The organism is Nostoc sp. C96, from assembly GCF_059384975.1.
The window spans coordinates 2,587,877-2,613,235 of sequence record NZ_CM182020.1; the positions used below are offsets into that span (position 1 = coordinate 2,587,877).

The 25,359-nt window shown below is 40.6% G+C and carries 21 protein-coding genes and 1 CRISPR repeat array; of the genes, 9 read left to right on the forward strand and 12 right to left on the reverse strand.

Features of this window, described 5'->3' with window-relative positions; translation table 11 throughout:
* Positions 1-23: 23 nt before the first annotated feature.
* Entirely contained in the window at positions 24-377 is a 354-nt protein-coding gene (locus AC504W_RS11205) for a hypothetical protein (RefSeq protein WP_494874854.1), read from the reverse strand.
* 60 nt (positions 378-437) lie between these two features.
* Between AC504W_RS11205 and AC504W_RS11210 the strand changes: the two genes are divergently transcribed.
* The gene (locus AC504W_RS11210; protein WP_494874853.1) at positions 438-1,091 is read left to right on the forward strand and encodes a hypothetical protein; all 654 of its coding nucleotides are present in this window, start codon (positions 438-440) and stop codon (positions 1,089-1,091) included.
* A 122-nt stretch (positions 1,092-1,213) separates the two neighbouring features.
* Positions 1,214-1,507, forward strand: coding sequence for a helix-turn-helix domain-containing protein (locus AC504W_RS11215; protein ID WP_494874852.1), 294 nt, complete (start codon positions 1,214-1,216; stop codon positions 1,505-1,507).
* A 4-nt stretch (positions 1,508-1,511) separates the two neighbouring features.
* On the opposite strand, the gene AC504W_RS11220 is transcribed toward AC504W_RS11215, so the two are convergent.
* A complete protein-coding gene (locus tag AC504W_RS11220) occupies positions 1,512-1,637 on the reverse strand; it encodes a hypothetical protein (protein WP_494874851.1) in 126 nt (41 codons plus the stop codon).
* Here AC504W_RS11220 and AC504W_RS11225 point away from each other — a divergent pair.
* The gene (locus AC504W_RS11225; protein WP_494874850.1) at positions 1,636-1,941 is read left to right on the forward strand and encodes a hypothetical protein; all 306 of its coding nucleotides are present in this window, start codon (positions 1,636-1,638) and stop codon (positions 1,939-1,941) included. The genes AC504W_RS11220 and AC504W_RS11225 overlap by 2 nt on opposite strands.
* Positions 1,942-2,052: 111 nt before the next feature.
* Positions 2,053-2,447: a CRISPR direct-repeat array (repeat unit 36 nt; unit sequence GTGAGCAACGCCTAACGGCATTAAGCCACGAATCAC).
* Between the two features lie 249 nt (positions 2,448-2,696).
* Here AC504W_RS11225 and cas5 read toward each other — a convergent pair.
* The 9 genes from cas5 to thrC all read right to left on the reverse strand — a co-directional run bounded on the left by cas5 (position 2,697) and on the right by thrC (position 17,411).
* Positions 2,697-3,335 carry a type I-MYXAN CRISPR-associated protein Cas5/Cmx5/DevS gene (cas5, locus tag AC504W_RS11230; protein ID WP_494874849.1) on the reverse strand — a complete coding sequence of 213 codons (639 nt, stop codon included), beginning with the start codon at positions 3,333-3,335 and terminating at the stop codon, positions 2,697-2,699.
* Positions 3,332-4,303: a CRISPR-associated protein gene (locus tag AC504W_RS11235; RefSeq protein WP_494874848.1), complete on the reverse strand. Its 972-nt coding sequence runs from the start codon at positions 4,301-4,303 to the stop codon at positions 3,332-3,334. The genes cas5 and AC504W_RS11235 overlap by 4 nt, the downstream gene beginning before the upstream one ends.
* Entirely contained in the window at positions 4,281-5,858 is a 1,578-nt protein-coding gene (gene cas8a1 / locus AC504W_RS11240; RefSeq protein WP_494874847.1) for a type I-MYXAN CRISPR-associated Cas8a1/Cmx1, read from the reverse strand. Before cas8a1 ends, AC504W_RS11235 begins: the two co-directional genes overlap by 23 nt.
* Before the next feature lie 2 nt (positions 5,859-5,860).
* Positions 5,861-6,523 carry a type I-MYXAN CRISPR-associated protein Cas6/Cmx6 gene (gene cas6 / locus AC504W_RS11245; protein ID WP_494874846.1) on the reverse strand — a complete coding sequence of 221 codons (663 nt, stop codon included), beginning with the start codon at positions 6,521-6,523 and terminating at the stop codon, positions 5,861-5,863.
* Positions 6,524-6,680: 157 nt separating this feature from the next.
* Positions 6,681-8,054, reverse strand: a complete 1,374-nt coding sequence (locus AC504W_RS11250; protein WP_494874845.1) for a restriction endonuclease subunit S — start codon at positions 8,052-8,054, stop codon at positions 6,681-6,683.
* A gap of 1 nt (position 8,055) precedes the next feature.
* Positions 8,056-9,828 (reverse strand): type I restriction-modification system subunit M, encoded by a 1,773-nt coding sequence (locus AC504W_RS11255; RefSeq protein WP_494874844.1) that lies wholly within the window; start codon positions 9,826-9,828, stop codon positions 8,056-8,058.
* A 42-nt stretch (positions 9,829-9,870) separates the two neighbouring features.
* Positions 9,871-12,603, reverse strand: coding sequence for a type I restriction endonuclease subunit R (locus tag AC504W_RS11260; protein WP_494874843.1), 2,733 nt, complete (start codon positions 12,601-12,603; stop codon positions 9,871-9,873).
* Between the two features lie 514 nt (positions 12,604-13,117).
* Positions 13,118-16,168 carry a PAS domain-containing protein gene (locus tag AC504W_RS11265; protein ID WP_494879617.1) on the reverse strand — a complete coding sequence of 1,017 codons (3,051 nt, stop codon included), beginning with the start codon at positions 16,166-16,168 and terminating at the stop codon, positions 13,118-13,120.
* A 151-nt stretch (positions 16,169-16,319) separates the two neighbouring features.
* Entirely contained in the window at positions 16,320-17,411 is a 1,092-nt protein-coding gene (thrC, locus tag AC504W_RS11270; RefSeq protein ID WP_494877779.1) for a threonine synthase, read from the reverse strand.
* A gap of 424 nt (positions 17,412-17,835) precedes the next feature.
* Here thrC and AC504W_RS11275 point away from each other — a divergent pair, with 424 nt between their 5' ends.
* Both AC504W_RS11275 and AC504W_RS11280 read left to right on the forward strand, forming a co-directional pair.
* A complete protein-coding gene (locus tag AC504W_RS11275) occupies positions 17,836-18,027 on the forward strand; it encodes a hypothetical protein (protein WP_096576031.1) in 192 nt (63 codons plus the stop codon).
* Between the two features lie 327 nt (positions 18,028-18,354).
* Complete coding sequence (locus AC504W_RS11280; protein ID WP_494877780.1) at positions 18,355-18,741, forward strand: hypothetical protein; 387 nt, start codon at positions 18,355-18,357, stop codon at positions 18,739-18,741.
* Positions 18,742-18,761: 20 nt separating this feature from the next.
* On the opposite strand, the gene AC504W_RS11285 is transcribed toward AC504W_RS11280, so the two are convergent.
* Complete coding sequence (locus AC504W_RS11285; protein WP_494877781.1) at positions 18,762-20,174, reverse strand: hypothetical protein; 1,413 nt, start codon at positions 20,172-20,174, stop codon at positions 18,762-18,764.
* A 185-nt stretch (positions 20,175-20,359) separates the two neighbouring features.
* Between AC504W_RS11285 and AC504W_RS11290 the strand changes: the two genes are divergently transcribed.
* The 4 genes from AC504W_RS11290 (at position 20,360) to AC504W_RS11305 (ending at position 25,330) form a co-directional block, all read left to right on the forward strand.
* The gene (locus tag AC504W_RS11290) at positions 20,360-22,063 is read left to right on the forward strand and encodes an iron uptake porin (RefSeq protein ID WP_494877782.1); all 1,704 of its coding nucleotides are present in this window, start codon (positions 20,360-20,362) and stop codon (positions 22,061-22,063) included.
* A 183-nt stretch (positions 22,064-22,246) separates the two neighbouring features.
* Positions 22,247-22,594, forward strand: coding sequence for a hypothetical protein (locus tag AC504W_RS11295; protein ID WP_494877783.1), 348 nt, complete (start codon positions 22,247-22,249; stop codon positions 22,592-22,594).
* A 930-nt stretch (positions 22,595-23,524) separates the two neighbouring features.
* On the forward strand, positions 23,525-24,517 hold the full coding sequence (locus tag AC504W_RS11300; protein WP_494877784.1) for an ABC transporter ATP-binding protein: 993 nt from the start codon (positions 23,525-23,527) through the stop codon (positions 24,515-24,517).
* A complete protein-coding gene (locus AC504W_RS11305; RefSeq protein WP_494877785.1) occupies positions 24,518-25,330 on the forward strand; it encodes an ABC transporter permease in 813 nt (270 codons plus the stop codon).
* The last annotated feature ends 29 nt before the right edge of the window (positions 25,331-25,359 follow it).

Below are 25,359 nucleotides of genomic sequence, written 5' to 3' on the forward strand. Positions count from 1 at the left end.
GGCTCAAATTTTTCATCTTTGTTTTATCTGGAAGTGGGAACTGGGGGGCGATCGCCAAAAATAGCCCCTTGTTGCTCTAGGTCACGCTTGGCATCCTCTGTAAGTCCTGTGCTGTCTCCAAAAAAGGCATTTTCAACAGGATCGCATCCTGAATGGACAGATAAACCGTTTTCCAGTAATCCCCCATCAAGCTTTGACCCAGCAAATTCACAGGCTCCCAAATGCTGATTAATATTTTCCCTGTGCGTTTGCCCGCCGTAGTTTGCATCTGCACGGTTGATTGAGCAGGGATTTGCCCAGATGACGAGGCTGACTGGGAAGGTGGAGGGTTTTGCGGTTGAGTCATCCTGAGATAACGTGAATGCGGATGCGCTCAAATTCTACCATTCTGCTTACTCAAGCAAAGCTCATAATTTGCAAAACTATTGGGAATTCTGGTGGCGACAATATATCGCGTGATGCGTATGCCTTCTGAATTAGAAGATTCATCAACACCAGTAAAACAATATAGTGACGACGAAGTTACTAAAATCCTCAACACAGCCAAAGCCAACCGCACGGAGCGAGACGAGGCCGCTAAAAGAGCCAAAGATTTAGAAACCAAAGTTGCTGAACTTTCGGGACAGCTTGAAAAAATCCAAGGAATTGACCCGAAGCGATTCCAGGAACTTGAGCAATTAGCCCAAACCTACGAAGAGCGCAAACTGGAAGAACAGCGCAATTTCCAAGAACTCAAAGAACGCTGGAGTGGCGAAAAGACCACATTGCAACAGGAAATTGGGCAGTTAAAAGAAAATCTTAAGCAGAATCAAATCATTAATGCTTTAGAGAAATCCTTCTATGCTACTGGTGGTAAAGCTGGCAAGGATGAAGATGGCTATAGTTATTTTGACCTGATACGCGATTGCGCCATCAATTATGTTGTGCTAGATGAACATGGCAAGTTTATAGTCATTGACCCGCGAAACAAAACGCCGCTAAAGATACTAATGGCTTACCAGGAATCAAAATCTCAACATTGCGATCGCATTTTTATCCATAGCAAGGCAAATCTGCATGTTTGGGCTTCTGTTGATAAGAATGAAAACTAAATGACTTTTGGTGGTTCAGCGTCAGTTTTTCTAAAGGAGGCTCACTTTTACTCTAGATCGTTATAGTTTGTAAACTGTAGTAGCTCAGAAATTTATATTTTGTTTACTGCTGTAGCTATTATATGTCCAACAAGGGTGAAAAAGAAACCAGAATTTATATTTATATTGAAGACGTTGTATCTGTAGCCTGGAATAAAGATAGAGGAACAGTTTTAAAGCGACTACGTGGAAAAAAATCACGCCAGAAACTGGCTGATGAAATTGCTGCCAGAGGTGGTGAGTGTTCGCATCAAAACTTAAAGAAATTAGAGTATGGTGAGTCTGAAAGCGTTTCTTTAAAAGTATTAGAGGCTATTTGTACTGCATTAGGAATCTCGGTAAACAATTTTTTAAGCACAGTCGAAGTGACAAATTAAAGTTTTAAATAGGCTCGTTGATTTTAGCTACTAAAGTTACTAATATATTGATGTACTCAAAAAGGCGATCGCCCTCGGCCAAGAGAAATGCGATCGCCTTTTGTTCAACCCCATTAATGAGGTCACTCATGATGATTGTACAAGATGAATTTGATAACCCAGCCTTGGCTGAATCAGAGTTTGAGGAATATCTTGACCAGCTTGCCGACCCAGTAGCACCAGAAATTGAAATTGACTCAGTACCAGATGACTTAGGTGAACTGTATCGAGTCTGGAATGCTTCTCAACTACTTGGCACTTTCTACCAAAATCTAGAGGGGAAATGGGTAGCACAACCCTGTAATAGCGACGATAGATTACGTTGTGACACTCCTTTAGCAGCACAAATCATCATCATCGCTGTGAATGGCTTACTGGTAGACGACGCAGCCTAACACACAAAGCATTTATCCCATCACTTGGAGACGTGATTCAGTTCACGTCTCTTTACTTCTAAAGCTACGAATCACTTCTGCGATAGCAGTCAATAATTTGATCTCATATCTGTGAGCAACGCCTAACGGCATCAAGCCACGAATCACGTATACAGTAGCTGCGTGCCGGATAGGCTAATTCTGTGAGCAACGCCTAACGGCATCAAGCCACGAATCACAGTAATCCGACTCCAGTATGTATCTAACTCTTGGCGGTGAGCAACGCCTAACGGCATTAAGCCACGAATCACGCTATATTTCGGCTTCAATATGCTAACGGGGACAAGTGAGCAACGCCTAACGGCATTAAGCCACGAATCACTTTGTGATGCTTCGCGTGACGATATTCTAAGCAGTAAAGTGAGCAACGCCTAACGGCATTAAGCCACGAATCACCTGCGCTGGACATTGGAGGGGAGGCGATCGCATTAGTGAGCAACGCCTAACGGCATTAAGCCACGAATCACAGCAAGGGTGAAAACCTTTAACTGAGGAAGGCTCATTTACAATCTTACAAGTACCTTCCAGATCGAGAAACCAAAAACACAAAACTTACCAAAGTTTCCCTTACTTTCAGCCCCTCAAACCCAGTGCTGATAAACTTTTCCAAAAATGGCAAGCACCTTTTTCCTTACCTTAATTACCATATCCCTTAGCGTGTAAACCTTCCCGCCATTCTTCTACCTTAAATTCCCTTTCCTATATAGAGATACTTGTCAAATTGGAGATTGAATCATTGTCCACGCTAAATCAGGAGGTGGTGAGCTTGGCATTTCCTCAATCCCACACCTCAAAAATCGGGTATTTCTTGACCCCACATGGTCAACCCAATAAGGTAAGGTTAACCTGCCTCGATTATCCCTTATCACCCACTGTCTCACCCCTTCTAAATAATCTTGGGTCACAAGTTTAATCGTTTTAATCAACTGGTCACTTTCTCCCAAAAATAAACAACCAAACCGTCTTACTAGCTCAGGATGGTCAAAGGCTAACTGTATCCTCTCACTTAAACTTGGTTGTATCTTCTCCCCGTCAGAACGAACCCAAATCAAACACTTCACATTAGACAAAATTTCTTGATAACCGGGAATAACATTCTCTGGATGGCTAAAATCAGCATTCTTAAACCGTCTCATTTGACGCAAAATTCGGGACTTTTTAGGGATAGATAACATTGCGATCGCCAATTCTACCCCACAGTGGCGATAGACATCCGTTTCCCCTACCAAAGACAACAACATCCCATACACTGTTGCTGGAGGAGGGACAGGATAGGTTTTTCCCATTTCCCTTGCATGGGACTCCCGAAAAGTCGCAAATGGAACATCCAAATAGAGAATTAATGGTGCAGTCATTTTGATTCTTTTAACCTCAAATCTCTTTTAATGACTGTTTTTAACTCTTCAATCAGTTCATTTCGATTACGATAGATATGCGCCTTGTTAAAAGGAGAATTATCAAAATCATCCAATTGCTGTAACTCCTTAACAATTGTTCCCCCAATCCATAATTTACTAGGGTCAATCTGCCCGCATTCCACCTCATCTATAAACTCTTGTGTAAGTTTTACGTCCTTACTCTTAGGATCACAATATTCAAAGCAATAGGAAATATATGAAGGCAAATTATTTGTCCATTGAAATACAAAACTATCAGGACAAAAAGGATAATTAAAAATATTACTACTTCCTCCTACCTTGGGAAGATTCATAATCCCATCTATCAGAGGTAAAATCCGCGAAAAATCTCTGAGATGAGTGGCATTAATTCCAAAATAATATTGATATCGAGTTGCATGATATTCTGTAAAATGAAGCGATGTACTATCCTTATCTCTGCCACTTTTCGCGCCTAACTTAACTGCACCATCATAAGGCGTTAGTGAAACAGCGTGATTCATTCCTAAAGCACCCATTCGCTGATTAGGAGTGCTGGTTTTTGTTTGTTTCTTTGTTCTCTTGGTTTTTGAAGTTTCTTCCTCTGTTTCAGCAGACTCTAATAAAGCAAACCCAAAAATATCATCATCATAAAATTTTTCCGGGTCGAAATCTTCACTTGTTAACCGATTAATATGTTCGTCTTCATCCCAAACTCGATTAACTAAATAACCTTGCTTTTGCAGATAAAAACGTAACGCCCAACGAATTGCACTCGAACCTACAATAGAATAAATCTTCCCATCATTCCAATAGCCTTTTTGCAGAGTAGTCTTATTTCCTCGCCTCATGTCATGATTTAAGGAAGCTAAACCATAACGAGTGAGGACTGTTCCATAAAGATAATAATTGGGGATATTACTGTCACTCTTCTTCTGACTCATCATTCACTTCTTCTGGGTTTTGATTGTTTGGCAATGAATTATCATCTCTATTGGTGAGTTTATCTTTGGGTTTATAACTGGCGATCGCTAACAATGCCCAAATTCTTATTTCTTGCCAAGGTGATTTTTTAATTAATAGTGAAATTTCTTCTTGATGCTCATTAAAGTACTTATTTAATCCTCCTCTTACTAAAAAGTCGGACAAATACTCCTTAAACGACAATTCATCATAACAATAGTTTAGCTCTGCCCTTAACCGTTCAACTTTCTTCTTAATCGGAGGGTCTTTTCCTTTCTGGGCTTTGGCATACATTTTAGCAAAATTGCCCTTCATCGCTTGCTGAAATACCTTGATGAAAATCAGATACTGCTTGTCTTCTTCACTATTTTCTGCCATTCTTATGAATCCTTCGCGGTTGAAAAATAGCTGGTTAAATAAATATCCTTTTGAATCATCTATCACCAATTTTTCCCAAAAATTAGACCACCAATGGATTCTTTTTACTAAATTATCAGCAATCAAAGAACGAATCGGATTCACTTTAATAAAAATTTGCTTAGGTTTAATTTGCTGATAGTTAGTTTGAAAGTATTTTTGAACCTGTTGATAAGTGATTAAAGTATTCTTATCAATTTCAATTTCGTCTATACTCATCAATGTTCTTTGACGAGAATCTTTATTCATTTTTTCATATAACCAAACTTGACAAGCTTGATAGTAGTCGCCTTGGGGCTGAGTATCGTCTAAGCTGTAGTAAAGTAATCCTGCTTCACCAACGCTACTAACATGAAGCTGTTTGGTTTTTAATTGCTGTAATCGCCATCTTCTTTGAGAAGCATCTTCAAAATCCTTGATTTCTGGAATCACCACTAGGTAGCGATGGGGTTTCTTTTCCTTCAAGTCTTCTGATGGAATATGAAGTAAGCAATAATGACAAACTACTGGTACAAATAATAATGCTAAGGCATATTTAGGTTTTTCTTCCAGTTTTGTAGCGTTCTGCGTTCTAGCATGGCGAACAATTCCTCCTAAATACAACCAACTGGTTATTTGAACATAATCCTGTCTGAGTTGTTGGGTATTTGTATCGCATAACTTCTCTGTAAAGATTTGATGTGCGTACCAAGTTAGGGATTTATATTGATACTCGACTTTTTGTTCTTCAACCGTCAGTTCAGTGTTAACTATCTCTCCTGCTTGATAAAACTGATTATGACGAAGAAAAACAACACACATTCCCTCATGAATGTGGATTTTCTGGCTTAAATCTATTGCATCATTTTCTAATCCTGTTAAATGAATTAAACCTGTATCATCTAGTTGAAAAGACTCCTTAATTAACCAAGATAGGGCGACATAATCACTTCCTTGCCAGAATAATTCAATAGTATCAGCAGTCAAATACCATGATATATTTCCTCCCCGTTGACGAGATGAGGGATATTGCTTTTCTAATCGCTTTAAAGTCATATAAAGTCCCGTCATTCCGACACGGTGCATTATTGTCGTATCCGCAGCATCGAGAGATAGGAAAATTTTGGGTTGGGTAGCAACCATGATCAGGTTTCCTGTTCTTCCTTGGTGCGAGTCGCTGGGACAAATATTCCACACATCATCTTTCGTCTCCCACTTATTCCTTGTTCTTGCAGGATTAAGGAATCTTCTGGGTTGAGTTGGCTGATTTTTACGCCAAATCCTCTGACTTTAAACTGTCTCCCTTGTTTATTGATGGTTAATTGTCTTTTTTGAGGTGTTCCATCTTGTCGGGTAAGTAGTTCAATTTTTCCTTGTATTCCTTTATTATCCAGTTTCCGTTGCACAGCTTCAATAAAAGTAGTAGCTTCTTGAAAGCCTGTAATTATCACTAATCTGGAATAGACACTTTCTGAAGAAATTAACGGTTTGTAGTCGGGAATATCTAGTTGATAAGAATTGTGACCGATATGAAAAGCTTGACCTGCTAAATAAGGATAAATTAAAGGAATCTGTTGATGATGAATCCGAATTTTGAGACGAGATTGAGCAGTGAGTTCAAGCAAATTGTTTCTGGTGGGTATTCCAGCAATCGGGTGAATCCCAATATTGTTTAGTTCATGTAGTGGAGGACAAATACGGGATAAAGCAGCGTAGGTAAGATAACCGTTGTCAAGAGGAATAGGTGCGCCTCTAAGTTTAAATGTTAAGTCTACATATTCCTCACTTTGAAGTAATATGGCAGCCATAAATGGAAATTTTGAGAAAACTTTAGTAGCTACTCACAACAGACGGATAGCAGAAAGTTTCTATTCTAGATCAGGGTAAACGCTTCTGCTTCATTCACTAGACTGAAAAGTTTTGTAATCGCTATTTGTTCGCAGAGGGATAAGTTGCGATCGCACTTCATTCCTCTATCCATTCCAATCCTGGCAAGGTTAGCTGAACTGCTTCTGTTTCTTGTTGACTGATTTTGGTATGGATATATTCAGAAACGTCACCTGTAGATTTTGGTTTTGCCTGTTTTACGCCAATCTCTTTAGATAAGGCTGATACTGCTTCATCATCGAAATCAGAAGATATGAGTTCACCCCGAAAGGCACGATGCAGCAGGGTTTGAAATAAGTGTTCTGCTTGGCGTTCGGCTTCCCGTTGTTGGGTGCGGAAGCGTTCAAATTTTTGGACGATTTGGGCGAATTTTTCTTGAAGGGGGAGAGGAGGAACTGGAACCACAATATTTGATATACCTGTGCGATTAATTGTGAATTGTCCAGCAGTAGTAATAATACAACCTTTAAATTGATGTCTTCCGTATGGAGAATTCAACAAATGTACAACATAAAGGGGGTTGACAACTTTATGATTTAGTCGGGTGCGAATAATATGATCATTAAATGCAACTGGTTCGTCTATATTTTTAAATACAGCACATCTGCCAACTAAATCAGGGTTGCCATTAACTCGCACTAATAATAGGTCATTATCATAAAGGCAGTAGTTTTTATTTTCTTCTTCACTTAAATCTATCCGATTAGGTTCGGAATAATCAATTACTCCCCAACCAACATCTTTAATTCTTAAAACTATAGTACCAACATTATCAAAAGTTTTTCTTCGTCTACTAATACCGTTTTTTGTATCAAGAATGAAATCATCTAGACTTTGAATATCCCAACCTATTGGATTAGTAACTGGATCACCAAACATTTGCAAGAAGACGGATTGCAGGAAGGTGTCGCTGAGTTGTAGGGCGTAGCGGCGTGTGCGGCGCAGGCGATCGCATTTTTCCAAGACTGCTGCAATCCGCTTTTGTTCTGCTAAAGGGAAATATGGAAGTTTAACTTGCAGTAACTCACTCTGCTTTATTCCTAATACAGTTGTACTTGCTGAGCGTTCATACAGTTGCTTTTGTACAAATGCTGTTTTAAGAACATAAAGTAAATATTCTTGTGATATTACATTTTGCTTTCCTCGTAAAAGGATAACTCGCTGGGCAAGTGCTACTTTTTCAGAGGTTCTTAATTGAGCTACTTCTCCTAAAGGGGCTTCAGTTGTGATTAGAACATCTCCTTTTTTTGGAAAACCACGAGTCATCCATGATTTATACGTATCTTCAGCAATATATTCATGATTACCCTCTACTATCCAACCATCCTTAATTACTTTTGCCGTAATAAGCTTAATACCATCTTTTGTTTTTGGAGGTGTTTTACCTCGGTAATCTATGACTTTTTCTATGACTTCCTCAATAGTTCTGGTTTCAAAAGTGGCAGTTTCCATATTAGAATGATGCTAAATAATCCATTATTTCTTTCACTTCCGCCGTCATCACTGCCTCTAACTTCAAAGTTCGTTCAAGAGTCACCTGTGGCGAATCATAAAATGCTTCATCCTGCTCAATTTGACGATAACGACTTGCTGACAAATCATATTTATTTCCCTTCACCTGCGCCTTACTCACCCAAAACTGACGATTTAATTGATTAATCTCCGCTTGCAAAGGTGACATTTGCTCATGAAGTTGTGCCAGTTTTTGCCTATCTGCTTCCAACGCCAGACGGGTATCCTCATCATCGGCGGGTGCAATGGCATTTTCAAAAGTCAGGCGGTTAATTTCCTTGTGCAGTCGCAACCGTTCCGTCTTCAAAGGTGCAATTTGCTCTTTCAACTCGGCTAAACGCTCCTCCCTTTGCTTAGTGAAATCAGCATTAAACCGATTCCGCCAACAATTAAGAATATCAGGAATATCGTTCTCAGCTACAGGTTGGCGCTTATCATCCAGAGAAAAGCCATCATGCTCCATATCGTAGAACCAAATCCGGTCAGTGGTTCCCCCACGAGTAAACAGCAGCACGGCTGTAGACACCCCCGCATAAGGTTTAAACACGCCGCTAGGCATTGATACCACCCCATCAAGGCGATTTTCTTCTATAATCTTTTTGCGAATCTCGACGTGCGCCTTACTGGAACCAAACAGCACCCCATCCGGGACAATTACCGCACATCTACCACCCATATCCAAGACGCGCAGAATTAGGTGCAGAAATAGCAATTCTGATTTTTTGCTTTTACCCGCCAGAGTGGAATGAGCATCACCAGGATCGACTGCTCCCTTAAAAGGCGGATTCATCAATACTAAATCCAGAGTTTTTTCATCATTAAAAGATTTAGAAAGGGTATCCATATAAAAGAACCGGGGATGCTCAATACCATGCAGCATCAAATTCATGGAACCGATGCGTAACATCGTCATTCCAGAATCATTATCGTATGCAGTCAAAGCTTGAGTTTGCAGAAACTCCGCCTCCTCAGCAGAGAGCAGATCCCCAACTAGGTGCTTTTGCCCTTTGTCGTCATACAATATTTCTGGATTGGTGTGTTTTTCTAAAATATATTGATAGGCATTGACAGGAAACCCACAAGTACCCGCAGCTAAATCGCCAATTCTGTCAGTGGGTTTAGGCTCCACCATTTCCACCATCATCTGGATAATATGGCGGGGTGTCCTGAACTGTCCATTTCTCCCAGCAATACTCAGCTTTGATAATAAATACTCATACAAATCCCCCTGCACATCCTGATTCTGTTCCGAGATTTTCATCTCATCAATGGCTTTGCAGGCTTCAATTAGCAGACTTGGTTTATTAATTTTAAATTCCGCAGTTTGCATATACTGACTGAAGGAATTTTTAATTTCATTAGGTTCTTCCTGAGTTTCAGGATTATCTATTTCATTGGATTCTTCCTGAGTTTTAGGATTACCGATTTCTTTCAGCCAGGGGAAGACCTTAATTTTAATATGACTTAAAGCATCATCAGCCTTCATCTGTGTCCAATGTCGCCACCGCATTTCTAACGGTAATTTTGGCTGATAATTCTCTTGTTTACGTCGCTTGGCTTGTCGTTCCCTTAAATCTTCAGCCTCGTCTAAGCGTTTAAGAAAGAGCAAGAAAGAGAACTGCTCGATCGCATCCATTGGATTAGATAAGCCACCAGTCCATAGCTTATCCCAAAGTTGATCAACTTTTGATTTTAGGTTAGTGTCAGTGAGCATAATTAAATATCTATTATTTTTAACTTATTGAAACTAATAAATCTAAGCTGCTAACTGCTCTGTAAACCCTAACAGTTCATCCACCTCATCCTCAGAAAACAACCTATCCACCGCATTCTTCCCAAACCTTGCTAATGCACCCTCATATAAATCAGCCACCTCTAACCTGCGCTTCTGCAAAAATACACTTTGCACTGCCCGCAAAAAATTAATCTGAGTTGCATTATACTGATGTTGAGCAATATATTCCTCAAACTGACGCTTCACCACCTCCTCATAATCAGGAATCGCATCCAGTTCTAGAAGATATCGCAGAAACGCCAACAAACTCCCTACCTTCAACCCGTAAGCCTTGCGAATATTTGACTCCGAAAGCTGCGTATTACCACCCCCCAAACCTTGCCGCAAAGTTCGTTCTAACTCTACTAATTGCCAATCTGTCACTACTTCCCCTTGGCGAATTGCTGCAACTGTGGGGTGATTTTCCACGATTTCTGTAATCTTGCCTTCCACACGTTTTTTGTACTCTTCCACATACACCTGTTCAGCACCCTCACCCAGAGTAATGAAGCCACGGGTTTCCACAAAATCAGGCAAGTCTAACTCTAAAAACACACTGGGGCGTTGTCGTCGATTCTTCATCTGATTGGCTAAAGCAGCAATCACCTGATTTAATTCAGCCACAGTTGCATTTTTCAACCGAGACGACAAACACAACTTTACTGCGCCTTGCTTTTGGGTGTCCTGATGCACAAAGTCTGGTAAGCGGCTTACATCATCAGCAACAGATTGTAATGTATCAGGCTTTGCCGCCTCAGTCTTAATTTCCAATTTCAATCGCTCAACTTTGCTAGTAAAGGTAGCTTCGGCTACATCTACTCCTGGAACAAAGCGCAGCAGTGGGGCAATTTTTAGTCGCAGAAATTTCAATTTATTTTGAGTAATGTAAGCCCAAAATGAATCCGTCCAAGCTTCCTCGATTTCATTTAGCTGCTTCTTGACAGTAAAAGCATCCATAGGAATTTCGGCAATTTGTTGGCGCAAACTGGCAATTACCGCTTGACACTCTGGCGACTCCTGCTCACTCAAATACAACTCCAGCAAATCCAAGCGTGTGTTAAAAATTCGCTGAAGTACAGGAATAGTTTGCGCCACTGCTGCTTGTGGCTGCGCCTCAAATTCGTTTTCCCAAAAATCAATAATCAAAAACTCTTGCTTGGTACGATTTGGCAATAACTCCAAACGTCTACAAGCCTCTTGGTTGCGGGTTCCCCGCCCAATCATCTGCCAGAGTTTTATTTGCGAGTGTACTGGCTTCATAAATACCAGATTCATGATCTCTGGTACGTCTACCCCGGTGTCCAGCATATCAACGGAAATCGCAATCCGAGGCATATCCTCATTTTTGAATTTGCCTGTCAACTTTCCCTTGTATTCGGTTTCATGAGTAATCACCCGCACCAAATCCGAATACTGGGGATACATTTCCTCAAATACTTGACAAAGCCGTAGAGCATGAGGCTGAGTCAGAGCAAATACAATTGTTTTCGCTGGTAGTTGTCCAGACTCGTCTTTATGGCATTTATCTAATATTTCTTCCCATTGCTTTCGCAAAGTGTCTCTATTACTGACAGTTTTCTCTAACTCTGTCCCGGAATAATCCAGTTCATCCGGGTCAAGACCTTGTTCTATCAAAGCATTGCGGTCTTCCTCACTGAGATTTGCTCCTTGAATTCCCTGGCGTTGAAATCTCGTCTGTGCGCGATAAAGGCTAAAGTTGACTAAATATTTTTCATTAACTGCTGTGGTGAAATCGTAGAGAAAGGTAGGGGTTCCATCAAAGCAGTGAAAGGTGTTAAAAGTATTACGGTCAACAAAAGTTGCTGGAGTAGCTGTTAGCCCAATCATTCGGCCATCAAAGTACTCCATCACCTCCTGAAAGCGGTTAAAAATTGACCGATGTGCCTCATCAAAAATAATCAGGTCAAAAAATGCCGGGGTGAATTGTTGATAGCAACGCGCCAAAGTTTGCAGAGTGACTGTATACAGGCGTTTTGTCTTGTCGATATTGTGGGTAAAAATGCGATCGCATGGTTCATTAGGGATATGCGGCTTAAAACCATCCGTCAAAGCTTGATCTACCAAATTATCGCGATCGGCTACAAACAAGACTTTACGGGTTTGGTTTGCCCTCAGAAACAAGTCAATAATCGCCATTGTCGTGCGCGTCTTCCCCGTACCCGTCGCCATAATCAACAAAGCACGACGCTTCCCTTGATCAAACGCCTCACAAACCCGCCGAATCGCCTCTTGCTGATACGCCCTCCCCGCAATTTGGCTATTAATCGGTACTTCAATCAGGGGTATTTTATTTTGGCGGAGGTAAAGCAAATTTTCTAAATCTGCTGGTGAGAAAAATCCGGCAACTTGCCGTTTGGCAAAGTTACCCACATCCCAGAAATAGACTTCTACACCATTTGTTAGGAAAGCAAAAGGACGAAAACTTTGATGTTTTTCAATTTCCGTAACGTAATGTTCTACCTGTGCTTGTGCTATCAGGGGATCACGGCTTTGTTTTTTCGCTTCGACAACAGCGATAACTTCCCCATTAGGCTGATATAAGCAGTAGTCTGTTACTCCATTCCAAGGTGCTGCATCGTAGCCATCTACCGGAATCTCAATTTTCACCTGATCGGGATTTGTGAGGTTCCATCCTGCTTTTTCTAACGCCGGATCAACTAACTTCTCTCTGGTATTGGCTTCACTTAAAGACATTACAGCATCCTAGAACAGTGACTTAGCAAGAAGAGTCAGAGTTTTGTCTCCTATTAGTGTTCCCTCAAAACCCTGTGTAAATCACATCTAAGTATATCAACAAGTTCAGGGTTTTCTTGTAAATGTAAGTGCTGTTCGGCATTGAGTTGAGCGGGGTTGATGTAAGCGAGAGTTTGCCAGCGATGACACTGCGATCGCTAACTACTTTGGTTAGACTGGCAATACAGTTTAGGTTATTGTTCGCAATGTTCTCACTGGTTAAGAGGATCTTCTAATACTCCAGTAGTTACTTAGAAAAGATGGATAGCCGAAAGTTTCTATCCTATACCAGCATTAACCGCTTCTGCTCCATTCTCAAAAATCCTCTGCTTTCCTGCTTTCTATGCTTGTTTGGACTCACGGCAAGCTTATACTTCCAATTTGTACTAGCGGCAAAGTTATGGTTCCAAACTGTCAATTTCATCCAAAATTAGCTGACGCAAGAATGAGCCTTCTAGCGTTGTTGACGGCAAAGTTATGCTTCCAGTAGCGGCAAAGTTATGGGTAAAGTCACAGTATGTGTTGTCAAAGCTTGCAATACAGCTTTTTCCACTTTTTCTACATCATCTGGATGGATAGCATCATGCCATAGCTGATAGTTAGCTGTTGATGTTTCTGGGTCTAAGCCTAGTAACTGATAGAGTTTATCATTCCAAATAACTTCATTTGTTTGAAGATTCCAATCCCAGATGCCAATATGAGTGAATTCTAGTGTGAGTCGCTGTTGTTCTTCACTTTTGGTTAAGGCTGCTTCTGTGCATTTGCGATCGCTGATATCTGTAATTCTCACCAGATTCATCACTTGATCAGCAATTCTAATTTCTTTCGCTGCGATGTTTCCCCAAAAATTATTACCCTGTTTTGTAACGTACTCAATTTCTTGGCTCCAAAATCCTTGCTGATTCATTTGTGCCAGAATTTCAGCTACCTCGTGAAAACCAAAAGGTCGTTTTTGCAGAGTGTGTCCTTCAATCCCAATCAAGTCAGCTTTAGATGCAGCGGCAAATAATTCTACTGCTCGATTATTACAGTCGGTAGTTAGTAATGTTTTTGGATCAACTAAAAATAAAGCATCAGCAGATTCGTTAAAAATGGCTTCGCGCAAGTCGCGGCTCTTGATAATTTCTAATTCAGTTTGTTTACGCTCTGTAATATCGAGAATGGCTCCAAATAACTTAATTGTTTTTTCCTGAGTATTATATGCTACCTCTGCTCTAGACTCCAAATAGCGGATTGAGCCATCAGGTCGAATAATGCGATACTCAAGATTTATTGGGCAGGCATCGACAATTGCTGCTAAAAAATGGGACTGTAAAGCGGGGCGATCATCTGGATGAACCATTCGCAGTAATTCTGCTTGAGTTGGTACTGGTTGCACGGGATAGAGACCAAAAATCCGAAAGGTTTCCGCTGACCAAATTTGTTGTTCATCACCCAAGTTCCATTCCCAACTACCAACATGGGCGATATGCTGGGCAGCAGTTAGCTGGGCTTCACTGCGGCGCAATTTTTCTTCCGCCTGGATGCGATCGCGCATCGCTACTTGTCTTTCAGTAATATCCCGACCTTCAGGAATTAACAAAATCACTTCGCCATTTTCGTCTTGAAGTGGTCGCAAGGAAAAATCAATGGTGGCTACTTCGTTATTGGCTCCTAAAACATCAACTTCATAGCGGATAAAGTTTCCTTGAGCCGCTGAAACAATTGCCTGTTTCAGTTGCTCTTGGATTTCTGGTGAAATTGTCCACCAATGTGTTTCCCAAAATGGTCGATTAATTACATCTTCAGGCTGAAGTCCGGCAAAATCGAGTGCTGTCTGATTCGCCTCTAACAAAGTTCCATTAATATTCAGTAGTCCGATAAACTGAAATGAATTATTGAAAATGCCCCGAAATCTGCGTTCGCTTGCTTGTAAGGCTAATTCTGCTTGCTTGCGATCGCTAATATCTTGAGCCGTACCGTAAAGACGAACTACCTCTTGATTAGCGTTAAACTCAGCATAGCCAATCCCCTCAACATAAATTTCCTCTTTGTCAGATCTGGTAGCACGTAAAACCAGTTTATAAGATTCACCTTTTGAAATAGCACGCTTGACAGCTTGGTCTAATTGTTGCCGATCTTCAGGATGATATAGTTGTAAATTTTCTTCATAGCTGGGAGCCAACAGATTTAGATCTCGTTGAAAAAGCTCAAACAGCCCTTTTGACCAAGTAATTTTCCCAGTTGCCAGATCATACTCCCAATTACCCAAACGCGCTACTCGCTGCGATTCTTCTAACAAGGCTTCATTTTTGCGGAGTATTTCTTCCGTGCGTTTAGGTTCGGTGACATCTACTACCAAACCATCCCAAGCGACTCGACCATCTTCTAACTGACGTGGCGAGGAACGAAAATGACACCATTTAATTTGACCACTGGGTGTGCAGATTCGCAGTTGAATATTAAAAATGGTGAGATGCTGCATTGACTCATTAACAGCTGCCTCCATTCGGGGCATATCTTCTGGGATAAACTGACGATAGAGTAAGCTTGCATCCCTGAGTGCATCTGCTGCACTAACTTCCATAATTTTTTCAATTCCGGCACTCAGATAGTAAAAGCGATCGCTCCCATCTAATTCTCGAATAACTTTATAAATGGCACCATTTGGTAGGTTATCCCCAATTCGCCGCAACATTGCTTCTCGCTCTTGCAATGCTAGTTCTACTTGTTTGCGGTCTGTAATTTCCCCTAATGAACCAACCAACCGTACTGGATTTCCTTGTTGATCCCAGACAGCTTTTGCCCGTGATCTAAACCAGCTGTAACTCCCATCTTTGCACCGCAGCCGATATTCAACGTTATAATCTGGGGTTTGTTGCCATAAATAAGCTGTTTGGGCAGCAATGACTTGTGCATAATCATCAGGATGTATGCGTTTGCTCCATTCATCATCTTCACTGCTGAGTTCATAACGTTCATATCCCAACATCTCATACCAACGCTCAGACCTAAAAGTTTGATTAGTTGATATGTTCCAATCCCAAATTGCTTCATTGGTACCAGCAACAGCTAAATGCCAACGTTCTTCACTACATCGCAAGGCGGCTTCTATCTGTTGGCGTTCGCTGATTTCTCGCTTGAGTTCTTGGTTAGCGGCTTCTAGTTGTGCAGGACTGGGTAAAGCTAGTACTTGGGGCATCAAATGTATTAATTTCCAAGCTGTGTACAGTGAGACTACAGCCGCGATCGCTTTAACACCCCCACTTAGCCAATAGGTTGGGTACCACAACGTCCAAATGTCAATTAGGTGGGTAGTGCCACAAGTAATAATAAATGTTCCAAACAGCAAGAATATCCAGTTGAATGGTAAGTCTTGACGCTGGCGGACAAAATAAAATAGCGTCAAGGGAATGGAATAATAAGCAAGGGCAATTAAACTATCAGATACAATATGCAACCCTAATAAATTTGATTGCCAAAGATAGCAATGACCGTGAGGAATAAACTGTTGAGTAGTTAAAAAAATTTTAAAAAAACCCAGCATAAATTTCTCTCAAACACAAGCTCCCTAAAAATTACATCTATCCTAAAAATAGGCAATAGGGAATGCTGAGACAAAACTGTTAACAGATTATAGAGGTTGCTGGGAAGGTTAATCATCAATGACTTGAGTATTAACCTTTGACTGTGCGTATTTAAAATCCCATTGCTGTAGCTACAGCTGTTAATTCGGCGGGGATACCTTGCTTAAATTGACTATTACTGTGCTTAATAGCTGTATCTGGATCTTTGAGTCCATTACCTGTCAGCACACAAACCACTGTTGCGCCTGTTGGTACTTGGTCTTTGACTTTTAATAATCCGGCTACAGAAGTTGCACTGGCTGGTTCACAGAAAATCCCTTCTGATGCAGCTAAAAGCCGATAAGCATCTAAGATTTCGGCATCGGTGACGGCTTGAAAATTTCCTTGACTAGCAGTTTGAGCCGCGATCGCTTTATCCCAACTGGCCGGATTCCCAATGCGAATGGCTGTGGCGATGGTTTCGGGATGGGCGACTGGTTGACCATTAACTAAGGGTGCTGCACCTGCGGCTTGAAATCCCATCATTTTGGGCAAGCGATCACATTTACCCGCTTGGTGATATTGGCAAAATCCCATCCAATATGCTGAAATATTCCCCGCATTACCCACTGGGATACATAACCAGTCTGGAGCGTTACCTAGCGCATCAACTACTTCAAAGGCTCCCGTTTTCTGTCCTTCTAAACGGTAGGGATTAACGGAATTAACCAACGTTATGGGATAACTCTCGGCCATTTCCCGGACAATTTCTAAGGCGCGGTCAAAATTCCCTTTAATTGCCAGAACTTCGGCTCCATATAATAAAGCCTGCGCTAGTTTGCCCAGAGCAACATAACCATCAGGAATCAGCACAAAAGCATTCATTCCCCCACGCTTGGCATACGCGGCGGCGGCGGCGGAAGTGTTCCCTGTACTGGCGCAAATTACTGCTTTCGCGCCAGCTTCCTTGGCCTTGGAAATGGCCATCGTCATTCCTCGGTCTTTAAAACTCCCTGTCGGGTTGAGACCGTCGTACTTAACAAATACGCTGACTTGTCTGCCAATGCGTTCTGCGATCGCCGGCACCGGAATCAAGGGAGTGTTACCCTCTAACAAGGTAACAACGGGTGTATTGTCACTGACAGGTAAGTAATCACGATAGGCTTCTATCAGTCCGGGCCAAGGTTGGCGATGAGATTTAGCAACAGACAAGCTCACAGTCACAGGTTTTAAAAGTTTTTCACTAAAGATTTATGGGTATGGATGATGAAAGCTAGTATTTAGCTTTGTCTCTCCACGGTTTACACTTTGTATTCCAGAAAAATATTATCTTTGTTTGGTGTAGTTTTTTAGAAGATTTTTACATTTGTGCAGATCGTTAGTTTAACATAACCTTTTGCTCTCCTAAACCCGAATAGCAACTCTCGTCAAGCGCAAACTCCTATACCCTCAAGCATAAAGAACCTCGATTTTTTGTAGCGATAGGAACAGTGGAACATTAATTTCTCATCGCCGTCACTTATCACAAAACTCGTAACCTATCAGATGATATGATGAAAACTACACAATAATTTAACAAACCTTAAACCGACATTACTATAATATTTAATATTGGTGTGAGTTGAGTTGTGTATCTATTTAATAAACAATGTCTACATTATCTAGTGTTTCAGAACGGCAGTCTCAAGCTACTTTAATCAGTGATCTGAACAAGTCTTACTATCAAGCAGATCAGCAAGCAAAGTTGAAAAACCTGGAAGCAGAGGTAGATTCTCTGTTACAGCAATTACAAAACTTGAAAGAGCAAAAGTTAGCTGCTGCTCATCCAGAAGAAGAATAAATTCATTTTTAGCAAAAGCGATCGCCTGTACTATATCAGTCTGTTTGTGAGCATAGGGCTTTGGATTAACGCCTGTTTTTAGCTAACCAAAACATAAAACCGTAATTTTGATAATTTTTTTGAGCAAATCTAAGTTTGGCGATCGCTATCAAGACCCGTTGAGTTGTTTTTCTAAAAAATCTTTATACATAAACATTACCACTATCAAAAAAAATTAGGATAGTAGTAAGGTACTGATTTTATGTACTTGCTGAGTAATTTTCTACATAAATATGCTGACAAAAGCTGTTTGAGCAGTTTTATATTCAAACAGCTAAATATTCTACCTTGGCAAAAACAAGAAACACCTGCTCCGTGGGCAAAAATAAATGTGCTGGTGGATTCTTAGAAAAATTCCGTACAAGATGGGATATCTTTTTGGCTTTATATCAAGACAGTTTCCATCCCTCTCAACAATTAAATAATGTGCTAATAGCAAGTACTACCACAACTGGTGGTACTGCTGCATTCAGTAGAGAATTAACTTCTCAACGAAAATATTTTTTAGTCACAACTGGTCGGAGAATAGCTGATTTTGGTGTTTTTACCAACTCAATTAGTGGTGCGGGTAAAATTATCCCAATTCCTGAATCAGATTCGCTACGAGCAGTTTTAGTCGCAAGTGGTATAACTTTACTGCTATATAAGCGGAAAAATTACCTTCAAAAAAGGTAGTTGTAGTGATTTGTTGAGATTTAAGACTTGGCTGACTCATGATTTAATCGTTTGAGCAAATCTTGAATCTCTGCAATGGTATCTTTAGTAATTTTTGGCTGTTTCTCTAGCCAAGAATTAGCACTTTCATTTCCTTGTTGAACGGCTAAAATTAAGGCCCCCCAAGCTAATACCTCTGTTTGTTGTGGATTAACTTCTAATGTTGCTGCTACACGATTCCACAACTTGCCTTTTTCTGCTTTTAAAAGGATGGAAATTTCTTGTACATTTTGAGGTGATGCTTTAAATACTTTTAAAGCTTTAGACCAACGTCCATCAATTAAATCGGCCAAGACTTGTTCACTAGGACTAGCCCAGGTTTTTTCTGCTTGGGCTTTAGTGAATTGAGCATGTAGGCGAATTAAATCTATTTGAGCTTGTGCTGTGGCTGGTAAAGCGATTTTGCCTTGTTGTTGAATAGATTTTAAAGATTCTGAGGCTGGTGTCCACAAACCACTACGCGCAATTGATATGGCATTTTGGTAAGCAGTATCCTTGATGGCTGGTGGTTTTAGAGAAATTTTATCTAGCTCAATTGGGTTTAGGTAAAGCTTGGTAGGTTTAACTTGGTAAACGCGTAATTGGGGTTCTAAACCGACTGTTTGATCTAGAATTAACTCTTTAGTATCGTTACCAGTAACTTGCTGCCATTTTGGTAATTGGCCGTTAGAATTCTTCCAAGACAGAAGTTGGATTAAGTTAGAGCGTTCTGGATTGTAATACAAAATCTGACCATAGGCGATCGCAGTTGTACCTTTTTTATATTGCCCCTGTAAATTAAACCATGCTCCTGATGCTGGTGTTTCGTCATCAAAACCTTTAATTGTATTCAAAGGTAGCAGAGTATTAGTATCATCACTTTCTGCTGTTCCTTCAATCAAAGATTTTTCGATTCCAGTCACAGATAGTTGCGTCGCTAGACGATAATATTTTTCTCTTTTTGATTGAAATTCTGAATCTGTTGCTAGTTGATAAACCCGCAGTGCTGCTAGTTCTTGACAATTAGACTGACAATCGGTGCGTTGCTGAAAAATTGGTAATAAAAATGCGTTTTCGTTTTTATCTAAAGCTAGAGTCGCCCCGGATGTTTGTTTTTGTGCTTGTAAGCTGGCTTGAATTTCTGGTAATGTGTGCGGGTGTTCGCTGTAACCGAAGGGAATTTGCGCCCATTCTGGTAAAAACTTGTTCAGCCAAACTATCTTGTCGGGATTAAAAATAAACAGCCAACTAATCCAAGCAAACACCAGAATTAGCCCAGCACTACTGAACAAAACAGTGACTGCTATTGTTGATGTCAGCAAACTTACTTGTTGCGGCGTTTTTTCTACAATGTCTGTGGAAGTTTGATTGCGTCTAAAAAATTTGAGCGATAATCTGCGCGAGGGATGTGCCATATTGCTTCTCGGTCAATCTAGTAGGTGGTGTAAGGCTGGTTATTTTTACTTTTATACTCGCGTTTTCTCCTGTTGCCCAGAATAAGTTTTGTCTCATTTAGTACAAAGTCGGTAAAATTTCTCATGCCGAACCTGATATTTTTGCTTACACTCGAACTTCAGTATTGTAGGTAGAGTTTAAGAAATTGAAACTTAACGTGATTCGCTATAATTATCTGAAATTCTGGATAATCGCATCTTTCTTGATAGCAGGATTAAACGGCGGATCACAAACAGCATCCGCCCAGGATTATACAAATACAGAGACAGAAACAAGTCTAAGTTTAGACAATCAAAATTCCTCGATATTTCCTACCGCTGCAACAAATCAGGGTGTAAAAGAAGACACAGAACCGATGGCACAAGTCACATCGGTGTCGCAATTGAATGATGTCCAACCCAGCGATTGGGCTTTTACGGCTTTACAATCTTTAGTAGAGCGCTATAACTGCATTGCTGGCTATCCGAATAATTCATTTCGTGGCGATCGCGCTGTTACTCGATATGAATTTGCCGCAGGGATGAATGCTTGCTTAGATAAAATTAACCAAATTATTGCAGTAGCAGCACCCAGCGCCGAACTCGTAACCCGCGCAGATTTAGAGACAATTAAACGCTTACAAACAGAATTTAGTAGCGAATTAGCTACCTTGCGGGGACGAGTAGATAGCTTAGAAGCACGTAGCGCCGAAATTCAAGCTAACCAATTTTCTACCACAACAAAACTTAACGGACTATTAATTGTAGGTGTTCAAGGGCGGAGTTCTAACCGTGGTGATGTTAATCCCAGAGATGGTGTAAAAGACTCAGATGATAATGGAACAAACTTTAATGTTGTTAACTTTTCTTACCTGAGTTTAACTACTCAACTCACACCTCGTAGTTATCTATTTACAGGGTTGATAGCTGCCGATGGTACCACAAAACCTAAATTGAGTAATGACTTTGCACTAAGTTACGAATATCCCACAGATAACATATTAACTGTTACTGACTTGAATTATCGCTGGTTAGTCACTGACAAATTAGCGGTGATGGTAGGCACAGAAGGCGTAAATATGACCAACGCTTTCCGTGGCCCCGTTCGAGTCGAGAGTGCAGCTACAGGGCCTTTATCTTGGTTAGCACAAAGAAACCCAATTTTAGACATAGGCTTTGGTCATGGTGGAATTGCTGTAGATTGGCAATTTGCCAAACGCGCCAGTGTGCAAGCTTTGTATACTAGCTACACTCCGGGGAATCCCAGTCAACGCAATGGTTTGTTTGATGGAACTACGACGACAGCAGTGCAATTGTTATTAACACCAACTGATAGTGTTGATTTGAGTTTGTATTACGTTAATAATTATGCTTCTAATGGTTGTTTGCTTACCTTTGTTGGTGATGAATGTTTAACAGCGACTAATGCACCCTTACAAACCAATGCCTATGGTGGGACAGTCAGTTGGCAAATTTCGCCCCGCGTCACTGTCGGCGCATGGGGTGGTTATACTACTTCGTCTATTCCTGGGCGATCTGGTAGTGTGGACACGACGAATTACATGGTATTTCTGAATTTCCCTGATTTATTTGCTCCAGGAAATTTAGGCGGTATTTATGTGGGACAACCACCAAAAATTACTAGTAGTAATTTACCTGTGGGTAATAATGTGCCAGATTTTGAGAATACAGGTTTAGGACGTGCAGGTGGACAACCAGGAACCACCACTCAAATCGAAGCTTTTTATCGTTTCCGAATGGCAGATAACATCTACATTACGCCAGGGATAATTCATATCTTGGAACCTGGACATACACCAGACAGCGACCCAATTACGATTGGTATTCTTCGTAGTACCTTTTTGTTTTAGCGAAAATTTCATTATCAGTTTTACCAACATACACTAGGGCGCAATAAGAAAGGCGGGAGTCATATCTCCCGCTGGATTTAACTAGAAAACAAGTTTTATTTTTAGGTCAAAATGGATTTAAAAGACAAAGCTATTAAAAACATATTACTATAATAATACATAAGATAATACAAAACCAAGTAAATGGAAGAAATAGTAACTTTATATCGTCCAACTGGCCCCAAAGAGTTAGAATTGGTAAAACAAAGCGGCTATACAAAATGGCCTCCGCGACTGCCAGAACAGCCAATTTTTTACCCAGTGACAAACGAGCAATATGCAAAAGAAATTGCTACTAAATGGAATGTTCGAGATAGTGGTGTAGGTTATGTGACACGTTTTCAAGTCAAGAAAGAATTTATGGATAAATATGAAGTTCATCAAGTAGGAGCTTCATATCATACAGAATGGTGGATTCCGGCAGAGGAACTAGTACAGTTGAACGAAAACATAGTCGGTCAAATTGAGGTAATTGGAGAATATAGAGATTAAAACTGGACTTACGCGAGTGTCTTAAGTGATGTCTAAAAGTCAACAGTATTTAATTTAATCAACGGATGGAACAGTTTTATCAGCCAAATTTTTGAGATGAAGCTATAACAAAAAATAAATTCTTGTATATACAAGTTACAGGAATTTCAATCACCGTTTTTGGCTGATTTATCAGTGTCAAATGATTTTAATACCTGGAAAAAGAAAAAAGGTTTGGCTCACCACCAAACCTGACTATAAATCCAGTGCATAACAACATCCCGCATTTATTTACTCATGATTTTTCCTTCCGAGCATCTTCCTATAGGATGTATCCAAAACTTATAAAAACTGATAATACGCTAACTAGGTATTATTGATTACATTAAAATAAAATCATTAAGATGAATTCTTTTAAAATTCAAAAATGCTGATATAATTCACCGAATTTTGGCATCTATAGATAGTATTTATGGCTTGATTGATAACAATCAGCAAAATAAAAGACGGGTTTTCACCCGTCAAAATAGCTTGAAAGTGGCGATACACCTTGGATTAAAGAAGAATCATACAAATTAAAATTAGGAGGTTGTCAAGAAGACTCAGGATTTAGGCAATAAGAACAGTATTCATACTCTACTTACTGTTTTCACCAAAGTCATACTTGTACTGTTGATCAATTTAGCACCATCAAATTTTCATTAAATGCCAAAATGCCAAAATATTTAAGATATAAACAGCATTTTGAATTTATTTATAAGTCTTATTAGACAAACAATATTAGTAATTTGTGTAATTTATTTATGTTTTTGGAGTGCAAGTTCCTCAGACACCATTCAGTAGTAAAAATTACTAATTTTTTTGCGTATTCTTTAGGCACAAAACCAATTGCTATTCCATGATGATCTAAGATTGTTGGGTATTCTCTAGTTGACGATCGCCCATAGACCGATGATTGAAGTTGAACATCTCAGTAAAACTTACGGTTCTACCCCAGCGATTACAGATGTGACTTTTCGGGTTGAACCAGGGGAAATTTTAGGGTTTTTAGGGCCGAATGGCGCTGGTAAAACCACAACGATGCGAATTTTAGCAGGTTATTTACCTGCAACTAGCGGTACAGCGAAAATTTCTGGGTTTGATGTCCATGATAATTCTTTGGCTGTGCGTCAACGAATTGGTTATTTACCAGAAACACCGCCGTTATATCCAGAGATGACAGTAGAGGGGTTTTTGCATTTCGTCGCCAGAATCAAAGGTGTATCAGCAGGCGATCGCACCGCCAAGGTGAAAGCAGCGATCGCCCGATGTAACTTACAAGATAAACAGCGAGTCATTATTCGCAAACTCTCTAAAGGGTATCGCCAAAGAGTGGGCATTGCTCAGGCGATCGTTCATGATCCACCAGCCATCATCCTGGATGAACCCACCGTTGGACTTGATCCCCGCCAAATCATCGAAGTGCGAAATTTGATTAAAAGTCTCGCGGGGACACACACGATTATTTTGTCTACCCACATTTTGCCGGAAGTGAGTATGACTTGTAGCCGTGTCGCTATTATTAATCGTGGCAAGGTTGTAGCTACCAATACTCCAGAAAGCCTCATGACACAGTTGACAGGCGGGTCAGGATATGAATTAGAAATTGAAGGCGAAGCAAACCTAGCCAAACAAGTCTTGCAAAACGTTGCGGGTGTGAGTCTGGTAGAATCAATTCCTGGTCAGCATCTGATCCATGCTACAGACGGTCGCGCTTATTTGCGAGTGATTGCTCAACCGGGAACAGAACCGGGAAGAGAAATCGCCGCCACCTTAATCCGGGCTGGATTCGGTTTACAAGAAATGCGGCGAGTCAGCGCTACCTTAGAAGATGTGTTCTTACAACTGACCACCGAAGAAAAGCATTTTGAACCTGAAGCAGCCAACGAAGGAGAAACAGCATAAATGGGTATAGTACTGGCGAATATTATTGCCATTTATCGCCGAGAGTTACAGAGTTACTTTATCTCGCCATTAGCTTATGCGATCGCTGGGGTATTTTGGTTCATCTCCGGGTTATTTTTCGTCACCATTTTATTTGGCCCCGATGGAATTTTGCCCTCGGTTGCAGCCATCGACTTACAAGGTCAACAACTGGGTGTCCCAGTACCGTTAATTGATGTCCCCTATGAATTTATTCGGGCATTTTTAGACCGAATGGGTTGGTTATTGCTATTTATTTTGCCAATTCTGTCGATGGGACTGTACGCCGAAGAACGCAAACGCGGCACATTGGAACTTTTAGCCACCTCACCCTTAACAAATTGGGCAGTAGCGGTTGGAAAATTATTAGGCGTGGTGACATTCTTAATTACAATGGTTGCACCACTGTTGATATTTGAAGCGATCGCTCTTAGTGGTTCCAATCCACCTATGTCGCCAGCTATTCCCCTACTCGGTCATTTTGGCTTAATCTTGCTGGCAGCCGCAATTTTATCATTGGGAATGTTTATTTCCTCTTTAACAGACAGCACTATCCTCTCAGCTGTTCTGACCTTTGGCTTGGTTTTGTTACTGTTATTTGTTGATTTAATCGCTAAAAGTATCGGCGGCCCTTTCGGCGAAGCCTTGGGTCATTTGTCATTACTCAAACATTACAACACCTTCATCCAAGGAATTTTTGACACCAGCGCCATAATTTTATTTGCTAGTTACATTTTTTTAGGTATCTTTCTCACAGCACAATCAATTGATGCCCTACGTTTTCAAAGGCAATAGTTGATTAGTCAATAGTCAGGACTTTAGAC

Excerpts from the sequence above, each read along its gene's own strand:
- AC504W_RS11225 (WP_494874850.1), top strand. The coding sequence starts at position 1,636 with ATGATGATTGTACAAGATGAATTTGATAACCCAGCCTTGGCTGAATCA.
- AC504W_RS11285 (WP_494877781.1), bottom strand. The coding sequence starts at position 20,174 with ATGGCACATCCCTCGCGCAGATTATCGCTCAAATTTTTTAGACGCAAT.
- AC504W_RS11255 (WP_494874844.1), bottom strand. The coding sequence starts at position 9,828 with ATGCTCACTGACACTAACCTAAAATCAAAAGTTGATCAACTTTGGGAT.
- AC504W_RS11295 (WP_494877783.1), top strand. The coding sequence starts at position 22,247 with ATGGAAGAAATAGTAACTTTATATCGTCCAACTGGCCCCAAAGAGTTA.
- AC504W_RS11215 (WP_494874852.1), top strand. The coding sequence starts at position 1,214 with ATGTCCAACAAGGGTGAAAAAGAAACCAGAATTTATATTTATATTGAA.
- cas6 (WP_494874846.1), bottom strand. The coding sequence starts at position 6,523 with ATGGCTGCCATATTACTTCAAAGTGAGGAATATGTAGACTTAACATTT.
- AC504W_RS11305 (WP_494877785.1), top strand. The coding sequence starts at position 24,518 with ATGGGTATAGTACTGGCGAATATTATTGCCATTTATCGCCGAGAGTTA.
- AC504W_RS11250 (WP_494874845.1), bottom strand. The coding sequence starts at position 8,054 with ATGGAAACTGCCACTTTTGAAACCAGAACTATTGAGGAAGTCATAGAA.
- AC504W_RS11265 (WP_494879617.1), bottom strand. The coding sequence starts at position 16,168 with ATGCTGGGTTTTTTTAAAATTTTTTTAACTACTCAACAGTTTATTCCT.
- cas5 (WP_494874849.1), bottom strand. The coding sequence starts at position 3,335 with ATGACTGCACCATTAATTCTCTATTTGGATGTTCCATTTGCGACTTTT.
- AC504W_RS11300 (WP_494877784.1), top strand. The coding sequence starts at position 23,525 with ATGATTGAAGTTGAACATCTCAGTAAAACTTACGGTTCTACCCCAGCG.
- AC504W_RS11260 (WP_494874843.1), bottom strand. The coding sequence starts at position 12,603 with ATGTCTTTAAGTGAAGCCAATACCAGAGAGAAGTTAGTTGATCCGGCG.
- cas8a1 (WP_494874847.1), bottom strand. The coding sequence starts at position 5,858 with ATGGTTGCTACCCAACCCAAAATTTTCCTATCTCTCGATGCTGCGGAT.
- AC504W_RS11235 (WP_494874848.1), bottom strand. The coding sequence starts at position 4,303 with ATGATGAGTCAGAAGAAGAGTGACAGTAATATCCCCAATTATTATCTT.
- AC504W_RS11220 (WP_494874851.1), bottom strand. The coding sequence starts at position 1,637 with ATGAGTGACCTCATTAATGGGGTTGAACAAAAGGCGATCGCATTTCTC.
- AC504W_RS11275 (WP_096576031.1), top strand. The coding sequence starts at position 17,836 with ATGTCTACATTATCTAGTGTTTCAGAACGGCAGTCTCAAGCTACTTTA.